At 73.1% G+C, this 16,862-nt stretch carries 15 protein-coding genes; 11 read left to right on the plus strand and 4 right to left on the minus strand.

Annotation, left to right across the window (positions count from 1 at the left end):
* Both ACGF3A_RS20380 and ACGF3A_RS20385 read right to left on the minus strand, forming a co-directional pair.
* Positions 1 to 279, minus strand: a complete 279-nt coding sequence (locus ACGF3A_RS20380) for a hypothetical protein (protein ID WP_393731612.1) — start codon at positions 277 to 279, stop codon at positions 1 to 3.
* A gap of 50 nt (positions 280 to 329) precedes the next feature.
* A complete protein-coding gene (locus ACGF3A_RS20385) occupies positions 330 to 1,139 on the minus strand; it encodes a PspA/IM30 family protein (RefSeq protein WP_393731613.1) in 810 nt (269 codons plus the stop codon).
* A 305-nt stretch (positions 1,140 to 1,444) separates the two neighbouring features.
* On the opposite strand from ACGF3A_RS20385, the gene ACGF3A_RS20390 reads away from it, so the two are divergent.
* From ACGF3A_RS20390 to ACGF3A_RS20400, 3 genes are read left to right on the plus strand one after another with little or no spacing between them, the layout of a single operon-like run.
* The gene (locus ACGF3A_RS20390; protein ID WP_393731614.1) at positions 1,445 to 2,041 is read left to right on the plus strand and encodes a DUF3043 domain-containing protein; all 597 of its coding nucleotides are present in this window, start codon (positions 1,445 to 1,447) and stop codon (positions 2,039 to 2,041) included.
* The gene (locus tag ACGF3A_RS20395) at positions 2,038 to 2,739 is read left to right on the plus strand and encodes a class I SAM-dependent methyltransferase (RefSeq protein WP_393731904.1); all 702 of its coding nucleotides are present in this window, start codon (positions 2,038 to 2,040) and stop codon (positions 2,737 to 2,739) included. The genes ACGF3A_RS20390 and ACGF3A_RS20395 overlap by 4 nt, the downstream gene beginning before the upstream one ends.
* Positions 2,740 to 2,797: 58 nt before the next feature.
* Positions 2,798 to 4,612, plus strand: a complete 1,815-nt coding sequence (locus ACGF3A_RS20400) for an ABC transporter ATP-binding protein (protein WP_393731615.1) — start codon at positions 2,798 to 2,800, stop codon at positions 4,610 to 4,612.
* A gap of 12 nt (positions 4,613 to 4,624) precedes the next feature.
* On the opposite strand, the gene ACGF3A_RS20405 is transcribed toward ACGF3A_RS20400, so the two are convergent.
* Positions 4,625 to 4,840 carry a hypothetical protein gene (locus ACGF3A_RS20405; RefSeq protein ID WP_393731616.1) on the minus strand — a complete coding sequence of 72 codons (216 nt, stop codon included), beginning with the start codon at positions 4,838 to 4,840 and terminating at the stop codon, positions 4,625 to 4,627.
* 125 nt (positions 4,841 to 4,965) lie between these two features.
* Between ACGF3A_RS20405 and ACGF3A_RS20410 the strand changes: the two genes are divergently transcribed.
* From ACGF3A_RS20410 to ACGF3A_RS20425, 4 genes are all read left to right on the plus strand, one after another.
* The gene (locus ACGF3A_RS20410; protein WP_393731617.1) at positions 4,966 to 6,171 is read left to right on the plus strand and encodes a bifunctional adenosylcobinamide kinase/adenosylcobinamide-phosphate guanylyltransferase; all 1,206 of its coding nucleotides are present in this window, start codon (positions 4,966 to 4,968) and stop codon (positions 6,169 to 6,171) included.
* Positions 6,172 to 6,247: 76 nt separating this feature from the next.
* Positions 6,248 to 7,351, plus strand: a complete 1,104-nt coding sequence (locus ACGF3A_RS20415) for a nicotinate-nucleotide--dimethylbenzimidazole phosphoribosyltransferase (protein WP_393731618.1) — start codon at positions 6,248 to 6,250, stop codon at positions 7,349 to 7,351.
* Positions 7,352 to 7,607: 256 nt separating this feature from the next.
* Positions 7,608 to 9,329, plus strand: a complete 1,722-nt coding sequence (locus ACGF3A_RS20420) for a phosphatidylglycerol lysyltransferase domain-containing protein (protein ID WP_393731619.1) — start codon at positions 7,608 to 7,610, stop codon at positions 9,327 to 9,329.
* Entirely contained in the window at positions 9,326 to 9,949 is a 624-nt protein-coding gene (locus ACGF3A_RS20425; protein ID WP_393731620.1) for a hypothetical protein, read from the plus strand. The genes ACGF3A_RS20420 and ACGF3A_RS20425 overlap by 4 nt, the downstream gene beginning before the upstream one ends.
* Positions 9,950 to 10,052: 103 nt before the next feature.
* Here ACGF3A_RS20425 and ACGF3A_RS20430 read toward each other — a convergent pair whose 3' ends face one another.
* Positions 10,053 to 10,790 carry a hypothetical protein gene (locus ACGF3A_RS20430; protein WP_393731621.1) on the minus strand — a complete coding sequence of 246 codons (738 nt, stop codon included), beginning with the start codon at positions 10,788 to 10,790 and terminating at the stop codon, positions 10,053 to 10,055.
* A gap of 35 nt (positions 10,791 to 10,825) precedes the next feature.
* Between ACGF3A_RS20430 and ACGF3A_RS20435 the strand changes: the two genes are divergently transcribed.
* The 4 genes from ACGF3A_RS20435 (at position 10,826) to sucB (ending at position 16,823) form a co-directional block, all read left to right on the plus strand.
* Positions 10,826 to 11,638: an adenosylcobinamide-GDP ribazoletransferase gene (locus tag ACGF3A_RS20435; protein WP_393731622.1), complete on the plus strand. Its 813-nt coding sequence runs from the start codon at positions 10,826 to 10,828 to the stop codon at positions 11,636 to 11,638.
* A gap of 159 nt (positions 11,639 to 11,797) precedes the next feature.
* Complete coding sequence (locus ACGF3A_RS20440) at positions 11,798 to 13,351, plus strand: leucyl aminopeptidase (protein ID WP_393731623.1); 1,554 nt, start codon at positions 11,798 to 11,800, stop codon at positions 13,349 to 13,351.
* A 227-nt stretch (positions 13,352 to 13,578) separates the two neighbouring features.
* On the plus strand, positions 13,579 to 14,985 hold the full coding sequence (lpdA, locus tag ACGF3A_RS20445; protein WP_393731624.1) for a dihydrolipoyl dehydrogenase: 1,407 nt from the start codon (positions 13,579 to 13,581) through the stop codon (positions 14,983 to 14,985).
* A gap of 56 nt (positions 14,986 to 15,041) precedes the next feature.
* Positions 15,042 to 16,823 (plus strand): 2-oxoglutarate dehydrogenase, E2 component, dihydrolipoamide succinyltransferase, encoded by a 1,782-nt coding sequence (sucB, locus tag ACGF3A_RS20450; protein WP_393731625.1) that lies wholly within the window; start codon positions 15,042 to 15,044, stop codon positions 16,821 to 16,823.
* Positions 16,824 to 16,862: the final 39 nt, after the last annotated feature.

The raw sequence follows: 16,862 nt of genomic DNA on the forward strand, positions 1-16,862 counted from the left end.
TCAGCCGGGGATGAGCCCGTCGTCGCTGAGCATCTGCCGCACCTCATCGAGGGACGCGTCCTCGGCGGGCAGGATCAGCTCGGAGGGTTCGAGCGCATCGTCGGGCAGCGGGGTGCCGAGGCGGCGGACGGCGTCGAGGAGGGCGACCAGGGTGCGACGGAAGCCCGCCTCGTCCCCGCCCTCCATCTCCTCCAGCAGCTCGTCGTCCAGCTTGTTCAGCTCGGTGAAGTGGCTGTCGTCCAGCTTCACCTGGCCTTCGCCCATGATTCTGACGATCATGGCGTTCTCCTTAGCGCGAGGGCGGGGTCATCAGCAGCGCGGTGCGCGGGTCACTCCTTGCTGAACTTAGGCGTGTCCTGCGGCTGCTGGGCGCCTGGCTGGGCCGACTGGCCCTGCTCTCCCCCCTCGATGGCCTGCTGACCGCCCCCGGTGGGACCACCCGCCAGCTCGGCCTTCATCCGCTGGAGCTCCAGCTCCACGTCCGTACCACCCGAGAGGCGGTCCAGCTCGGCGGTGATGTCGTCCTTGGCCATGCCCGACTGGTCGTCGAGGGCGCCGGAGGCGAGCAGCTCGTCGATCGCGCCGGAGCGCGCCTGGAGCTGCGCCGTCTTGTCCTCGGCACGCTGGATGGCCATGCCGACGTCGCCCATCTCCTCCGAGATGCCGGAGAAGGCCTCGCCGATCCGGGTCTGCGCCTGGGCCGCCGTGTAGGTCGCCTTGATGGTCTCCTTCTTGGTGCGGAAGGCGTCCACCTTGGCCTGGAGGCGCTGCGCGGCGAGCGTCAGCTTCTCCTCCTCGCCCTGGAGCGTCTGGTGCTGCCCCTCCAGGTCGGTGACCTGCTGCTGGAGCGCGGCCCTGCGCGAAAGAGCCTCACGCGCCAGGTCCTCCCTGCCGAGCGCCAGCGCCTTCTTCCCCTGGTCCTCCAGCTTGGAGGACTGCCCCTGCAACTGGCTGAGCTGAAGCTCCAGCCGCTTGCGGGAGGTGGCGACGTCCGCGACACCGCGGCGCACCTTCTGCAACAGCTCCAACTGCTTCTGGTAGGAGTAGTCCAGCGTCTCGCGCGGGTCCTCAGCCCGGTCCAGGGCCTTGTTGGCCTTCGCGCGGAAGATCATCCCCATACGCTTCATGACACCGCTCATGGGCCTCGCGCGCCCCCTTCGTAACGGACTCAAGCCTCAGCCTCGGCACATCTACAGACCCCACAGTACGGCTCGCGGTTGCTCCCTGTCTCTGGCTGGTTTCGCCCGGAGACGATCGCCGGACGGGGAGAGGGTCACCAGCGCACTGTTCGGCCGTTTTATCTACAGTCGAGACTACAGACCCCGCAGCGCATTGGGCTCCTGCTGCGGGAGGAGCGGCATCCTCCTCCCGCAGCAGGAGCCCGTTGCCGGATCGTGCCCCAACGGACTGGGGCCCTCTCCGGGCCACCCCGTACTCTTGAGGCGTGTTCCGAAGCCGTTCGAAAGACGGGCAGGCGGCAACCCCCCAGGTGAGCGACGCCGAGCCCCAGCAGACCCGCGACCCCGAGGCCCCCAAGGGCCGCCCGACCCCGAAGCGCAGCGAGGCGCAGAGCCAGCGCCGCACGCTCGCCAAGGCGCCGGCCAACCGCAAGGAGGCAGCCAAGCGCCAGCGTGAGGCCCGCCGTACCGACATGGCCAAGCAGCGCGAGGCCCTGGCGAGCGGCGACGAGCGCTATCTGCCGCCGCGCGACAAGGGCCCGGTGCGGCGCTTCGCGCGCGACTTCGTGGACTCGCGGTGGAGCGTGGCCGAGTTCTTCCTGCCGATGGCCGTGGTCATCCTCGTGCTGAGCATGCTGCCGTCGCTCCAGCTCAAGAACATCTCGCTGCTGCTGTGGCTCGTCGTGATCATCATGATCATCCTCGACTCGGTCGGGATCGCCGTCCGCCTCAAGAAGCGGCTCCGCGAGCGCTACCCCGACGAGCCCAAGCGCGGCGCCGTCGCCTACGCGCTGATGCGTACGCTCCAGATGCGCCGCATGCGCCTGCCCAAGCCGCAGGTCAAGCGCGGCGAGAAGCCCTGATCCGGCAGGAGCTGGTCGCCCGGCAGCTCGACGAACAGATCGCCGCCCGCTTCGAGGTGGGCAGGCGGCTGCGGGTGCTCGACGTGGGCCTGGGCGAGGGCGCCCAGGCACTCAGGCTGGCCCGCGCGGGCCACAAGGTGACCGGCCTGGAGAACGATCCGGCGCTGCTCGACGTCGTCAAGGACGCCCTGGAGCGCGAGCCCGAGGGCATACGCGAACGCTTCAAGCTCGTCCCCGGCACCGGCCAGGACACGGGCGTGCACTTCCTGCCCGGCACCTTCGACGTGGTGCTGTGCCACGGGGTGCTGAAGGAGGCCCGCGACCCGGAGAGCACCCTCGCCGGGCTCGCCCGGGTGCTGGACGCCGGGGGCCTGCTCTCGCTGGTGATCAGGAACGAGGCGGCGCTCGCCATGCGGCCCGGTCTGGACGGCGACTGGGACGCGGCGCAGGCCGCGCTGAACGCGGCGCGCGCGGCGACCTCCGACGACCGCGCGTTCCGGCTCGACGGGCTGACCTCGCTCCTCCAGCGCATCGGCACCCCGCTGGAGCGCTGGTACGGCGTGGACGTCTTCTCCGCACCCCCCGCCGAGGACGGTACGGACGACGAGCGCGCCCTCGCGGCCGAGCTGAGCGCGGGACGCACCGACCCGTACCGCTCGGTCGCGGCGCTGCTGCATCTGTGCGGGGTGCGCGGCTGAGGGCCCCGGCCCGTTAAATCCGTTGCCGGGGCGGCAGCGGGGCTGGTCTGCTCCCGATATGCCCGCGCAGCCGGAGAAACCCGCCGTCACGGACACGAAGACCGCTCCCGACACGAAGACGCCCAAGCTGCCCGCCAGGGAGACCTGGCGGGCGCTCTACGCCCACATACGCCCGCGCAGGGGCGCCATCGCACTGGGCGGCCTCCTCACCCTGGTCGGCTCGGTGACAGGCCTGATCCAGCCACTCGCCGCCAAGGAACTGGTCGACCGGCTCGGCGAGGGACAGGGCGTCGGGGACGTCCTGATCCTGCTGACCGTGCTGATCGTGGCCGGTACGGTCATCGAGTCCTTCGGCGCCTACGTGCTGGAGCGGACCGCCGAGTCCGTGGTGCTGGCCGCGCGGCGGCAGCTCGTGGCGCGGCTGGTGCGGCTGCGGATGTCCGCCGTCGACCGCGTCCAGCCGGGCGACCTGATGTCCCGCGTCACCGCCGACACGACGCTGCTGCAGCAGGTCACCACCAACGCCCTGGTCTCCGTCGTCGCGGGCAGCCTCACACTCCTCGCGACGCTGGCGATGATGGCGTTCCTCGACCCGGTGCTGCTGGCCGTGACCGTGGGGGTGACGGTCGTGATCGGCGCCGGGCTCGGCTTCGTCTACCCCCGGATCGCCCGGGCCACCGAGCGCGCCCAGGCCGCGGTCGGCGAGATCTCCTCCTCCCTGGAGCGCACCCTCGGCGCCCTGCGCACCGTCAAGGCGTCCGGGGCCGAGGCGCGGGAGGCGGCGACCGTGGACGAGGCCGCGGTGCGGGCGTGGCGGCACGGGGTGCGGGCCGCCAAATGGGAGTCCGTGGCCTACACGTCCACGGGCGTCGCGATCCAGGTCTCGTTCCTGGTGGTGCTCGGCGTCGGCGGCGCCCGGGTCGCCTCCGGCGCGATCCCGGTCTCCACGCTGGTCGCCTTCCTGCTCGCGCTCTTCTACCTGACCGACCCGATCTCCCGGCTGGTCGAGGCGGGCTCCGAGTACCAGGAGGGGAGCGCGGCCATCGCCCGTATCAGCGAGGCGGAGCGGCTGGAGACCGAGCCGGAGGAGACGGCCGGAACCGTGGCCGCCGTCTCGGGCCCCGCCTCCCTCGCCTTCGAGGACGTCACGTTCCGCTACCGCCCCGAGCTGCCGCCCGTGCACCACGAGGTCACCTTCACCGTGCCCGGCGACGGCGGCCTGACGGCCTTCGTGGGCCCCTCGGGCGCGGGCAAGACCACCGTCTTCGGCCTGATCGAGCGGTTCTACGAGCCGGAGGCGGGCCGCGTCCTCCTCGACGGCCGCGACCTGCGCGCATGGCCCCTGTCCCGGCTGCGCTCCGCGATCGGCTACGTCGAGCAGGACGCCCCCGTGCTCGCCGGGACGCTCCGCGAGAACCTGCTGTTCGCCGCCCCCGACGCGGACGAGGACGCGCTGCGCGAGACGCTCGTACGGACCCGGCTCGCGGACCTCGTCGAGCGGCTGCCGGACGGCCTGGAGACGGTCGTCGGACACCGCGGCAGCAAGCTGTCGGGCGGCGAGCGGCAGCGCGTGGCCATCGCACGGGCCCTGCTGCGCCGCCCCCGCCTGCTGCTCCTGGACGAGGCGACCTCGCAGCTGGACGCCGCGAACGAGCTGGCGCTGCGCGAGGTCGTCGCCGAGGCCGCCCGGACCACGACGGTGCTGGTCGTGGCGCACCGGCTCTCCACGGTCACGGCCGCCGACCGGATCGTGGTCATGGAGGCGGGCCGCGTACGCGCCACGGGCACCCACGAGGAGCTGGTGGCCGCCGACCCCCTCTACGGCGAACTGGCCGCCACCCAGCTCCTGACGCCGGGGCCCGGGCGCGTGTGAGGGGTCAGCGGGTCAGCCCGCCGGCTCCTCCGCGTGAAGGCTCATCGGGCCGTAGACCACGCTGCCGTCCTCCAGCAGCGTCACCTGGTCGGCCCCGCCGTCCACCAGCTCCTTCCACACCTCGCCGATCCAGGACTCGGCGTCCCCCTGCGTCGGGAACTCCTCGGGCTGAACAGCCGGTTCCGTCTCCGCGCCGTCTTCCTTCTCGAACCGCCACGTCCACGCCATCAAATGCCTCCCGAGATCGGCAGTCGCTCACGGCAGGGTACTGAAATCCGCCCGTCCTGTCGGTTGTAGCCCACCCGGACCGGTCCCTGTGCGCGGGCGAGCGGAGGTCACGAGACGATCGGGGGGTGGAACTCACTCTGCTCGGCACCGGCGCGCCCGCCGGACTCCCCCGGCCCGGATGTCCCTGCGCCCACTGCGCCACCGCCGTCGGCGACGAGGCACGCGCCGCCACGGCGCTCCTCGTCGACGGCACGCTGCTGCTCGACCTGACCCCCGGGCCCGCCTTCGCCGCGGCGCGGGCGGGGCAGACGCTCAGCGGCGTACGGCAGGTGTTCCTCTCGCATCCGCACGACGGCCCCGCACTGGAGGTCCCCGCCGGGCTCCCCCAGCCCGTACGGGTCCCCGACCGCCAGGAGCTGGCGCTGATCAGCGGGCACCGGGTGCGGGCGCTGGCGCTGGACTCGCCGGGCACGGGGTACGCGGTGACGGGGCCCGGCGGGGAGCGGCTGCTCTACCTGCCGCCGGGCGCCGCGCCCGCGGGTGACGGCGCCCTCCAGGGGGAGGGCCCCTCGTACGACATGGTGCTGCTCGACGTCCTCGGGCGGCCCGACGCGCTGGCGCGGCTGCGCGCGGCGGGGGCCGTGGGGCCGACGACGGACGTGCTGGCCGTCCATCTGGACCACGACGTGCCGCCGGGCCGCGAGCTGCACCGGCGGCTGGCGGCGACGGGCGCCCGCGCGGTGCCGGACGGCACCTCGCTGGAGGTCGGCGAGTACCACGCGGTGCCGGACATCCCGCGCCGCACGCTGGTGCTGGGCGGGGCGCGCTCGGGCAAGTCGGTGGAGGCGGAGCGACGGCTGGTCGCGTTCCCCGGCGTCGTGTACGTCGCGACGAGCGGCACCCGCGACGACGACGCCGAGTGGGGCGCCCGCGTCGCCACGCACCGCGAGCGGCGGCCCGCCTCGTGGCGTACGGAGGAGACGTGCGACCTCGAACCGCTGCTGGCCGAGGACGGCCCGCCGCTGCTCATCGACTGCCTCTCGCTGTGGCTCTCCCACACCATGGACGACGTACGCGCCTGGGACGACTCCCTCTGGGACAACGGCGGCTCCCGGGCCCTCGCGGAACGTGTCGCGTCGCTGATCGGCGCGGTACGCGCCACGCCCCGCCGTGTCGTCGCCGTCAGCAACGAGGTCGGCTCCGGCATCGTCCCGGCCACCCCCTCGGGCCGCCGCTACCGCGACGAACTGGGCCGTCTGAACGCCGCGTTCGCCGCCGAGTGCGAGCATGTCCTGCTGACGGTCGCCGGGTTGCCGCATCCCCTGAGGTGAGGGCCGCCGCGGCCCCGCCCCTCCGGGCCGACGCCAGATCGGCAAGGCCCTGCCTCGTGCCGTACGCTCCGTGGGCATGAGTGAGCGGGCGTTGGACCTGGACGAATTCTCCGATCTCATCGAGCGCCCTCACGGCGGCGTGCGCCGGGAGGCCGAGGAGCGACGGGCCCGGACAGGGCTGCCCGAAGGGGCGCTGGGACGGCTCGACGAGCTGGGCGAGTGGCTGAGCGCCGCGCAGGGGCAGGTGCCCGTGCATCCGGTCGCACACCCGCGCATGGTCGTCTTCGCCGGTGACCACGGCGTCGCCGGTCTCGACGTGTCGAGCCGCCCGGCCGGCTCCGCCGCCGCGCTGGTCCGTCAGGCCCTGGACGGCGACTCGCCCGCCGCCGTGCTCGCGCGCCGCTTCGACGTACCGGCCCGCATTGTCGACATGTCTCTCGATTGCGAGCTGGACGAGCTCCCCGCCGAGGTCACCCGGCACCGGGTGCGCCGCTCCTCGGGACGGCTGGACATCGAGGACGCGCTGACGCCCGAGGAGGCCGAGGAGGCGTTCCGGGCCGGGATGGCCGTCGCCGACGAGGAGGCCGACGCGGGCACCGACCTGGTCGTCCTCGGCGACCTCAGCGTCGGCGGCACCACGGCCGCCGGGACGCTGATCGCCGCGCTCTGCGGCACCGACGCCTCGGTGGTGACCGGGCGCGGCGGGGGCGGCATCGACGACCTCGCGTGGATGCGCAAGTGCGCCGCGATCCGCGACGGGCTGCGCCGGGCCCGCCCCGTCCTGGGCGACCAACTGCAGCTCCTCGCCACCGTCGGCGGCGCCGACCTGACCGCGACGACGGGCTTCCTGCTCCAGTCGGCGGTGCGCCGTACGCCCGTGATCCTGGACGGCGTGGTCTCCGCCGCCTGCGCCCTGGTGGGCCAGCGCGTGGCGTTCCGGGCACCGGACTGGTGGCTGGCGGGCCAGGCGAGCAGTGAGCCTGCGCAGGCCAAGGCGCTGGACCGCTTGGCGGTGGACCCACTGCTGGAGCAGGGCGTTTCCGTCGGCGGCGGTACGGGCGCGCTCCTCGCTCTGCCGCTGGTGCGGGCCGCCGCCTCGCTCGCCGCCGAACTTCCGGTGACGCCGGAGGAGGGCGACAAGCCGGATTCCGAGGGCGTCGACGCCTACGAGGCAACCTGAGCAGCCGAGCAGGCAACCTGAGCAGGGGCTGCCCCGTCCTCTCCGATGCAGGCTGCCGCTGAGTCGTGGCTGGGCGCGCAGTTCCCCGCGCCCCTGAAGCCGCCCCTTCGGGGCGTGCTTCAGGGCGCTATGTGAGCGCCCCGTCAGGGGCGCGGGGAACTGCGCGCCCAGCCACGACGAGACGCGCGGCCCGCAACGCGCATAACGGGCGCCCCCTGCCCGGAAAATCCGACAGACGGTCACATATGCTCGCCGCATGGGAGAAAAGTGGCGGCACTACTCCGCGGCGTTCGTCGTCTGGTATCTGCGTGCGGCGACCGGCATCAATCTGCTGGGCGCCGTCTGGGTCTCGTTCGGCAACGACCTGAAGCGGCACAACGCCGGGGACTTCTTCACCCCGCACCTGGTCGCCGCCGGGTTCACCGGAGCGCTGTTCGCCGGGGTCCTCGCCGTGACGATGCGGCGGCGCAAACGGGCGGCGTGGATCCTCAACGTCGTCCTGGGCCTGCTCGTCCTGGCGCTCTACGCGCTGGTGATGGTGCTGTTCGAGGAGTTGCGGGCGCACGCGTTCAACTGGCTCTCGTTCGGGCTCAGCGCGCTCTTCGTCGTCGCGCTCTTCGCCGGGGCCGGGGAGTTCCGCGCCAAGGGTGACCGGTCCAACCCGAAGCTGGCCACCGCCGTGGCGCTCGTCGGGCTGCTGGTGGCGACCGCGATCGCCACGCTGCTGGTGACCGTCACCAACCACTCCCCCACCGAGGAACGTTCCGACTTCGGCGGCCGTCTCGCCTACGCCGTCGCGCGGCTCGTCTTCATCGCCGCCTCCGACGAGCGGTACGAGGGCATCGCGATCCCCGGCTGGGTCGACGTCCTCATCAACGTCATGGCCGCGCTGCTCCTCCTGCTCGTCCTCGCCGCCGCCTTCCGCTCGCGGCGCGCGACCGATCCCATGAGCGCCGAGGACGAGGAGCGGCTGCGCGCCCTGCTCGACAAGCACGGCGCACGCGACTCGCTCGGCTACTTCGCGACCCGCCGCGACAAGAGCGTCATCTGGTCCCCGTCCGGCAAGGCCGCCGTCACCTACACCGTCGTCGGCGGCGTCTCCCTGGCCTCCGCCGACCCCATCGGCGACCCCGAGGCGTGGCCGGGCGCGATCGACGCCTGGCTCACCGAGGCGGGCGAGCACGCCTGGGTCCCCGCCGTCATGGGCGCGAGCGAGGAGGCGGGCACCATCTACGCGCGCCACGGCCTCCAGGCCCTCGAACTCGGCGACGAAGCGATCGTGGAGACCGCCGAGTTCACCCTGGACGGCCGCGCGATGCGGACCGTACGGCAGGCGTACAACCGCGTGAAGCGCGCCGGTTACGAGGTACGGGTGCGGCGCCACGCGGACATCCCGCCCGAGGAGATGACGCGGATCGTCGAACGCGCCGACGCGTGGCGCGACGGCGAGACCGAGCGCGGCTTCTCCATGGCTCTGGGCCGCCTCGGCGACCCGGCCGACGGGCAGTGCGTGATGCTGGAGTGCACCGACTCCGAGGGCGCACTGCGCGCCGTGCTCTCGTTCGTGCCCTGGGGGCGCGACGGGCTCTCGCTCGACCTGATGCGCCGTGACCGGGACTCCGAGAACGGGCTGATGGAGTTCATGGTGCTGGAGCTGATCCAGCGCGCGGAGGCGGAGGTCGGCGTCGCGCAGATCTCCCTCAACTTCGCGATGTTCCGCTCCGTCTTCGAGCGCGGCGGGCGGCTCGGCGCCGGGCCCGTGCTGCGGCTGTGGCGCGCGGTGCTCAGCTTCTTCTCCCGGTGGTGGCAGATCGAGTCCCTGTACCGGGCCAACGCGAAGTACCGGCCCGTGTGGGAGCCCCGGTTCATCCTCTTCGTCAAGAGCAGCGAGCTCCCCCGCATCGGCATCGCCAGCGCGCGGGCCGAGGGCTTCCTCGACGTCCCCGGATTCGGACGGCTCCTGGGCTCCGGCCGTTGAGACGGCTCCTCACGGACGTACGGGACGCTCTGCGCGGGCGGCCGGTCCATACCGTGCGGGCCCTGTGGCTCACCCTCCTCTGCGTCTGCCTGACGGCCGCCCTGCACGCCTGGCAGACCTCGGGCCCCGCCGGGCTGCGGGCGGTCTCCTGGCTCGGCGGCGTCGAGGCGGGGCAGGCGTGGTGGGCGGCACTGCTCCGTACGCCGCTCTCGCTCTTCGTCCCGGCGCCGAACCTTCCGGTGTGGGGCGCGCTGGCCCAGGTCCTGGTCGTCTTCGGCGCCGCGGAGCTCACGTTGGGGCGCCGTTGGCTCCTGCTCCTCGCGTACGTGGGGACGCTGGCCGGTACGGGGTACGCCCGACTCGGCGTCGCCCTCGGATTCGAGCCCTCCGCGGTGGCTACGGAACGCGACACGGGCCCCTCCGCTGCCGTGGTCGCCCTCGCCCTTGCATTGGCCTGGCGCTACCGGGCGTATGCGCTGGGTACGGTCCTGTGCGCCGTGACGCTGACGGAGGCCCTGGTGGTGGGCAACCTGGCCAGCAAGGAACACGTGACCGCCCTCGCGGTGACCGTGATCCTGTGCGCTCTTTTTCTCCGCCCGCTGCCAAGGGGTTCCGAGTAGGGGCTGCCCCGCCTGTGCATCGCGGACTGCGACTGCGTCGTGGCTGGTCGCGCAGTTCCCCGCGCCCCTGACGGGGCACGTCTGCGCCGGGCACGCGCACCGTTCAGCGCGAGGGAGGGCCGCCCAGCAAATCCTGGAGGCGGCGCAGACGAGGGGTCCAGCGTTTGTCGTGGCGAGCCGCCCTCCGTAGGGCCCGAGCCCTGGCGCGGGGGCGCCCCGCGTAGCAACGGCGGGCCCACGGCGACCCCGGCCGGGCCAGGCGGATCGCGCCCACCAGCGACAGGAACGGGACCAGCACTCCGAAGAGAGCCACTCTCGGCTTGCCCTTGAAGAAGCAGAGCAGCGAGCAGAGGACGTGGAAGCCGACCACACCGGCCACTGTCCTACGATCCCGGCGCTCCCCCGGGGAGAGAGCGTCCACTCCGAACGGCAGCGCACCCGAGAGCAGGATCGCGACGAGTGCCGCGGTGAGGACCACGATCTCGACGCTCTTGCGGCCCTCTTCCGACCAGTAGACGTCGTCGAGGTGGAGCAGCAGGGCGAACTCGTCGAGGACCAGACCGGCCCCGCAGCCGAAGAGCGCGGCGACCACGCACGCGGCCACCCCCTCCCGGCCCGCGCCGACCGCGCCGAAGCCGCCGATCACCATGAGGATCAGGCCCGGCACCGCGTGGTGGATGTGCAGGCCTCCGGCCGAGACGTTCCGGAAGGGGCCGCGGCCCGCGCGGATGAGCCGGGTGACCAGCCGGGTCGCGAGGAAGGTCACGACGAAGAAGGCCAGTGCCGTGAGCAGCGGGGCCTTCCCCGGCTCGACGATCTCGCGGTACCACCAGTCGCCCATGGGCCCTCAGCCTGAGCGGATAGCCTGGCCCGCCGATGGACACCACGCCGCCGCAGCCCTCAGCCCCCGCGCCCGCCACCCTGATGGACGGCGTGCGCTTCGCGTTCGGCACGCTCACGGTGCTGCGGGTGAAGGTGCCGCGCTGGGACCGGGAGGCCGCGCGGCAGGGGATGCGGTGCGCGCCGCTGGCCGGGCTCGTGGTGGGGCTGGCCGCCGCCGCGCTGGGCGCCGTGCTGCTCGTGCTGGGCGCGGGGCCGCTGCTGGCGGCGGTGGCCACGGTCGCGGTGCCCGCCGCGCTCACGCGCGGGCTGCACCTGGACGGGATCGCGGACGTCGCGGACGGGCTGGGCAGCGGGAAGCCCGCGGACGACGCGCTGCGGATCATGAAGCAGTCGGACATCGGCCCGTTCGGGGTGCTCACCCTGGTGCTGGTGCTGCTGGCGCAGGTGGCGGCGATCGCGGAACTGTACGCGGAGGGCTGGGCGTTCGGCGCCGCCGCCTTCGCCCTCGCCTCGGTCGCCGCCCGTACGGCGCTGACGCTCGCCGCGCGCGCCGGGGTGCCCGCGGCGCGCCCGGAGGGGCTGGGCGCGGCGGTCGCCGGGGTCGTGCCCGTACGGTCCGCTTACGGCGTCGGCGCGGCGGTCGTCGCGCTCGCGGCGTGCGCCGGGGTGCCGGAGGGCGCGGCGGGCACCGTGCGGTACGCCGCCGCAGCTGTGCTGGGCCTCGCCGCCGCCGAGGCCCTGCTCAGGCGCTGTGTGCGCCGCTTCGGCGGGGTGACGGGGGACGTCTTCGGCGCCCTCGCGGAGACGGCGGCGACGACGGCGCTTGTCGTGCTCGCGCTGGGCTGAGAACGGGCGGCGAGAGGGCGCGGGGAGCAAGCGGTTCACGCATCCCGTCGGCGGTCGCTCGCGCGGCACAGGGGTCGCATACGATGCCGGGAGCGCCCTTTACGCCGTACGCACTTTCCATGGGCTGCGGTTACTCAACGGAAGAAGGTCTCGTCCACCGTGTCTGCACTGACTCTCAGCACCTCGTCCGCCGCGACGCTGCGCGCGGACGCCGTCGTCGTCGGCGTCGCCAAGGGCGCCAAGGGTCCCGTCGTCGCTCCTGGTGGCGACGGCGTGGACAAGGCCTTCGGCGGCAAGCTCGCCGCGACCCTGGAGACGCTCGGCGCGAGCGGCGCTGAGGGCGAGATCACCAAGCTCCCGGCCCCGGCCGCCGGGCTGAAGGCGCCGCTGGTCGTGGCCGTGGGCCTCGGCAAGGCGCCGGAGAAGAAGGAGTCCTACGAGCCGGAGGCGCTGCGCGCGGCCGCCGGTGCCGCGGCGCGCGCGCTCGCGGGCTCGAAGAAGGCCGCGTTCGCGCTGCCGGTCGAGGACACCGACGCGCTGGCCGCCATCGCGGAGGGCGCGCTGCTGGGCGCCTACTCCTTCACCGCCTACCGGGGCAAGGAAGAGGCGAACGGGAGCGCCAAGAAGGGCGGGAAGAACGGCAAGGACACCGGCGCGCCGCTCGCCGAGATCGCCGTCGTCGGCGCCAAGCCGCGCGACAAGGAGCACAAGGCCGCCGCCGAGCGCGCCCAGGTGCTCGCGGCCGAGGTGCACCGCGCCCGTGACCTGATCAACACCCCGGCCAACGACCTCAACCCGAAGTCGTTCGCCGCGCAGGCCCAGGCCGCCGCCAAGGAGCACGGCCTGAAGGTCGAGATCCTGGACGAGAAGGCGCTCGCCAAGGGTGGCTACGGCGGCATCCTCGGCGTCGGCACCGGTTCGACGCAGCCGCCGCGCCTGGTCCGGATCGGCTACACGCACCCGAAGGCCAAGCAGACCGTCGCGCTCGTCGGCAAGGGCATCACCTACGACTCGGGCGGCATCTCCCTGAAGCCCGCGGGTCACAACGAGACGATGAAGAGCGACATGAGCGGCGCCGCCGCCGTCTTCGCGGCCGTCGTCGCCGCGGCCCGGCTGGGCCTGAAGGCGAACGTGACCGGCTGGCTGGCCCTCGCCGAGAACATGCCCTCGGGCTCGGCCACCCGCCCCGGCGACGTGCTGACGATGTACAGCGGCAAGACCGTCGAGGTGCTGAACACCGACGCCGAGGGCCGTCTCGTCCTCGGTGACGCGCTGACCCGCGCCTGCGAGGAGTCGCCGGACGCGCTCGTGGACGTGGCGACGCTCACCGGCGCGATGGTGCTGGCGCTCGGCAGCCGTACGTTCGGGATCATGTCGAACGACGAGGCCTTCCGCGCCTCGCTGCACGAGGTCGCCGAGGAGGCGGGCGAGCCGGCGTGGCCGATGCCGATGCCCTCGCACCTGCGCAAGGGGATGGACTCGACCGTCGCCGACATCGCCAACATGGGCGAGCGGATGGGCGGCGGCCTGGTCGCCGGTCTCTTCCTGAAGGAGTTCGTCGCCGAGGGCACGACCTGGGCGCACCTGGACATCGCGGGCCCGGCCTTCAACGAGTCGGCCCCGTTCGGCTACACGCCGAAGGGCGGCACGGGCTCCGCGGTACGTACCCTGGTGGGCCTCGTCGAGCGCACCGCGGCGGGTGACCTCGGCTGAGTCCGGGGCACCGCAGGTACGGCCCCGGTTTCGCTCCTGGCGATCGGGGCTGTACCCCCGCGTAACAGGACCCGCGTCCCGTTGTCCGTCAACAAGTGCGAAGATGGATCCTCGGCAGGACAGGGCCCCGCAGCGGCTGGTACAGCAGCCGAGTCCAGGGCCGAGCAAGCAAGACAGCGGCCGTACGTAAAGCCGCCCGGTCGAGGGAGACCGGTCCCGGCGTACCCATGCATGGAGGACGTGACGTGGCGAACGACGCCAGCACCGTTTTCGACCTAGTGATCCTCGGAGGCGGCAGCGGCGGTTATGCCGCAGCGCTCCGCGCCGCGCAGCTCGGTCTGGATGTCGCCCTGATCGAGAAGGACAAGGTGGGTGGCACCTGCCTGCACAAGGGCTGCATCCCCACCAAGGCCCTGCTGCACGCGGGCGAGGTCGCCGACCAGTCGCGCGAGAGCGCCGAGTTCGGTGTCAAGACCTCGTTCGAGGGCATCGACATGGCGGGCGTGCACAAGTACAAGGACGGCGTGATCTCCGGGCTCTACAAGGGTCTGCAGGGTCTCGTCGCCTCCCGCAAGGTGACGTACGTGGAGGGCACCGGCTACCTGTCGTCGCCGACCTCCGTCGACGTGAACGGCCAGCGCTACGAGGGCCGCCACATCCTGCTCGGGACCGGCTCCGTGCCGAAGTCCCTGCCGGGTCTGACCATCGACCACGAGCGCATCATCAGCTCCGACGACGCGCTGGTCATGGACCGGGTCCCGAAGTCCGCGATCATCCTGGGCGGCGGCGTCATCGGCGTCGAGTTCGCCTCGGTCTGGAAGTCCTTCGGCGCGGACGTCACCGTCGTCGAGGGCCTCAAGCACCTCGTCCCCGTCGAGGACGAGAACAGCTCGAAGCTGCTGGAGCGCGCGTTCCGCAAGCGGGGCATCAAGTTCAACCTCGGCACCTTCTTCGACAAGGCCGAGTACACGGCGGACGGCGTCAAGGTCACGCTGGCCGACGGCAAGGAGTTCGAGGCCGAGGTGCTGCTGGTCGCCATCGGCCGCGGCCCGGTCTCCGAGGGCCTGGGGTACGAGGAGGCCGGGGTCGCCATGGACCGCGGCTTCGTCCAGGTCGACGAGTACTGCCGCACCAACGTGCCGACGATCTCCGCCGTGGGCGACCTCATCCCCACCCTGCAGCTCGCGCACGTCGGCTTCGCCGAGGGCATCCTGGTCGCCGAGCGGCTCGCGGGCCTCAACCCGGTGCCGGTCGACTACGCGGGTGTGCCGCGCGTCACGTACTGCAACCCGGAGGTGGCCTCCGTGGGCCTCACCGAGGAGCAGGCCAAGGAGCGCTACGGTGCCGACAAGGTCGTCACCCTCAAGTACAACCTCGCGGGCAACGGCAAGAGCAAGATCCTGAAGACCACGGGCGAGGTCAAGCTCGTCCAGGTCAGGGACGGTGCCGTGGTCGGCGTCCACATGGTCGGTGACCGCATGGGTGAGCAGGTCGGCGAGGCCCAGCTCATCTACAACTGGGAGGCGCTGCCCGCCGAGGTGGCACAGCTCATCCACGCCCACCCCACGCAGACGGAGGCGCTCGGCGAGGCCCACCTGGCCCTCGCGGGCAAGCCGCTGCACTCCCACGACTGATCACCGAGTCCGTCAGGGCGCGACATACCCGCAATTCGTAAGGAGCAAGAGAAACCATGGCGGTTTCCGTAACCCTGCCGGCGCTCGGCGAGAGCGTCACCGAGGGCACCGTCACCCGCTGGCTGAAGGCCGAGGGTGAGCATGTCGAGGCCGACGAGCCGCTGCTCGAGGTCTCGACCGACAAGGTCGACACCGAGATCCCGGCCCCCGCCTCGGGCACGCTGGCGAACATCAAGGTGGCCGAGGACGAGACGGTGGAGGTCGGCGCCGAGCTGGCCCTCATCGACGACGGCAGCGGCGCCCCCGCTGCCGCGCCCGCTCCGGCCGCCGCCGAGGCCCCGGCCCCGGCCCCCGCCGAACCCGCGACCCCGGCCCCGTCGGTCCCGGCCGCCGAGCAGCAGCCGCAGGCCGCCGCTCCGGCGCAGCCCGAGCCCGCCGCCGCCCCGGCCGCCCCGGCCGGTGGCGCCGCCGAAGGCACCGACGTCACCCTGCCCGCGCTGGGCGAGTCGGTGACCGAGGGCACCGTCACCCGCTGGCTGAAGCAGGTCGGCGAGTCGGTCGAGGCCGACGAGCCGCTGCTGGAGGTCTCCACCGACAAGGTCGACACCGAGATCCCGGCGCCCGTCGCGGGCACCCTGCTGGAGATCGCGGTCGGCGAGGACGAGACGGCCGAGGTCGGCGCCAAGCTCGGCGTGATCGGCGCCTCCGGTGCCGCCCCGGCGGCCCCGGCGCAGCCCGCCGCTCCGGCGGCTCCGGCCCAGCCCGAGCCGACCCCGGCCCCGGCGCCCGCGGCTCCGGCCCCGGCTCCCGCCGCCGCTGCTCCGGCGCCCGCGCCCGCCCCGGCTCCGGCGCCCGCGCCGGCCGCCCCGGCTCCCGCCGCCCCGGCCCAGGCTCCGGCCCCGGCCGCCGGTGACGGCGACGGTGCGTACGTCACCCCGCTGGTCCGCAAGCTCGCGGCCGAGCAGGGTGTGAGCCTGGCCTCGGTCAAGGGCACCGGCGTCGGCGGCCGTATCCGCAAGCAGGACGTCATCGCCGCGGCCGAGGCCGCCAAGGCGCAGGCTCCCGCGGCCCCGGCGGCCTCCTCGGCGCCGAAGTCGCCGAAGCTGGAGGCGTCGCCGCTGCGCGGCCAGACCGTCAAGATGCCGCGCATCCGCAAGGTCATCGCCGAGAACATGATGAAGGCGCTGCACAGCCAGGCGCAGCTCTCCACGGTCGTCGAGGTCGACGTCACCCGGATCATGAAGCTCCGGGCGCGCGCCAAGGAGTCCTTCGCGGCGCGCGAGGGCGTCAAGCTCTCGCCGATGCCGTTCTTCGTGCAGGCCGCCGCGGAGGCGCTGAAGGCGCACCCGTCGGTCAACGCGCGGCTGAACGACGACGGGACCATCACGTACCACGACGTGGAGAACGTCGGCATCGCGGTGGACTCGGAGAAGGGCCTGATGGTCCCGGTCATCAAGGAGGCCGGGAACCTCAACCTGGCGGGCATCGCCCGCAAGACCTCCGAGCTGGCCAAGAAGGTCCGCGAGGGCGGCCTGGGCCCGGACGACATGTCCGGCGGCACGTTCACGATCAGCAACACCGGGTCGAGGGGCGCGCTCTTCGACACGATCATCGTGAACTTCCCGCAGGTCGCCGAGCTGGGCATCGGCGCCACCGTGCGCCGCCCGATGGTCGTCAACCACCCGGACCTGGGCGAGACCATCGCCATCCGCGACATGGTCTACCTGACCCTGTCCTACGACCACCAGCTGGTGGACGGCGCGGACGCGGCCCGGTACCTGAACGACGTCAAGGCCCGCCTTGAGGCCGGCGAGTTCGAGGGCGAGCTGGGGCTGTAACCGGCCCCCGCGGTTCCTGAACGGTGCCTCGTCCGGTGC

The sequence above is a fragment of the Streptomyces sp. NPDC048172 genome (assembly GCF_043202595.1).
Lineage (GTDB): Bacteria > Actinomycetota > Actinomycetes > Streptomycetales > Streptomycetaceae > Streptomyces.

What these genes read in the sequence shown, in the direction of transcription:
- ACGF3A_RS20385 (WP_393731613.1), bottom strand. Translation starts at nt 1,139, where the DNA reads ATGAGCGGTGTCATGAAGCGTATGGGGATGATCTTCCGCGCGAAGGCC.
- ACGF3A_RS20400 (WP_393731615.1), top strand. Translation starts at nt 2,798, where the DNA reads ATGCCCGCGCAGCCGGAGAAACCCGCCGTCACGGACACGAAGACCGCT.
- ACGF3A_RS20415 (WP_393731618.1), top strand. Translation starts at nt 6,248, where the DNA reads ATGAGTGAGCGGGCGTTGGACCTGGACGAATTCTCCGATCTCATCGAG.
- lpdA (WP_393731624.1), top strand. Translation starts at nt 13,579, where the DNA reads ATGCATGGAGGACGTGACGTGGCGAACGACGCCAGCACCGTTTTCGAC.
- ACGF3A_RS20405 (WP_393731616.1), bottom strand. Translation starts at nt 4,840, where the DNA reads ATGGCGTGGACGTGGCGGTTCGAGAAGGAAGACGGCGCGGAGACGGAA.
- ACGF3A_RS20380 (WP_393731612.1), bottom strand. Translation starts at nt 279, where the DNA reads ATGATCGTCAGAATCATGGGCGAAGGCCAGGTGAAGCTGGACGACAGC.
- ACGF3A_RS20420 (WP_393731619.1), top strand. Translation starts at nt 7,608, where the DNA reads ATGGGAGAAAAGTGGCGGCACTACTCCGCGGCGTTCGTCGTCTGGTAT.
- ACGF3A_RS20435 (WP_393731622.1), top strand. Translation starts at nt 10,826, where the DNA reads ATGGACACCACGCCGCCGCAGCCCTCAGCCCCCGCGCCCGCCACCCTG.
- ACGF3A_RS20430 (WP_393731621.1), bottom strand. Translation starts at nt 10,790, where the DNA reads ATGGGCGACTGGTGGTACCGCGAGATCGTCGAGCCGGGGAAGGCCCCG.
- sucB (WP_393731625.1), top strand. Translation starts at nt 15,042, where the DNA reads ATGGCGGTTTCCGTAACCCTGCCGGCGCTCGGCGAGAGCGTCACCGAG.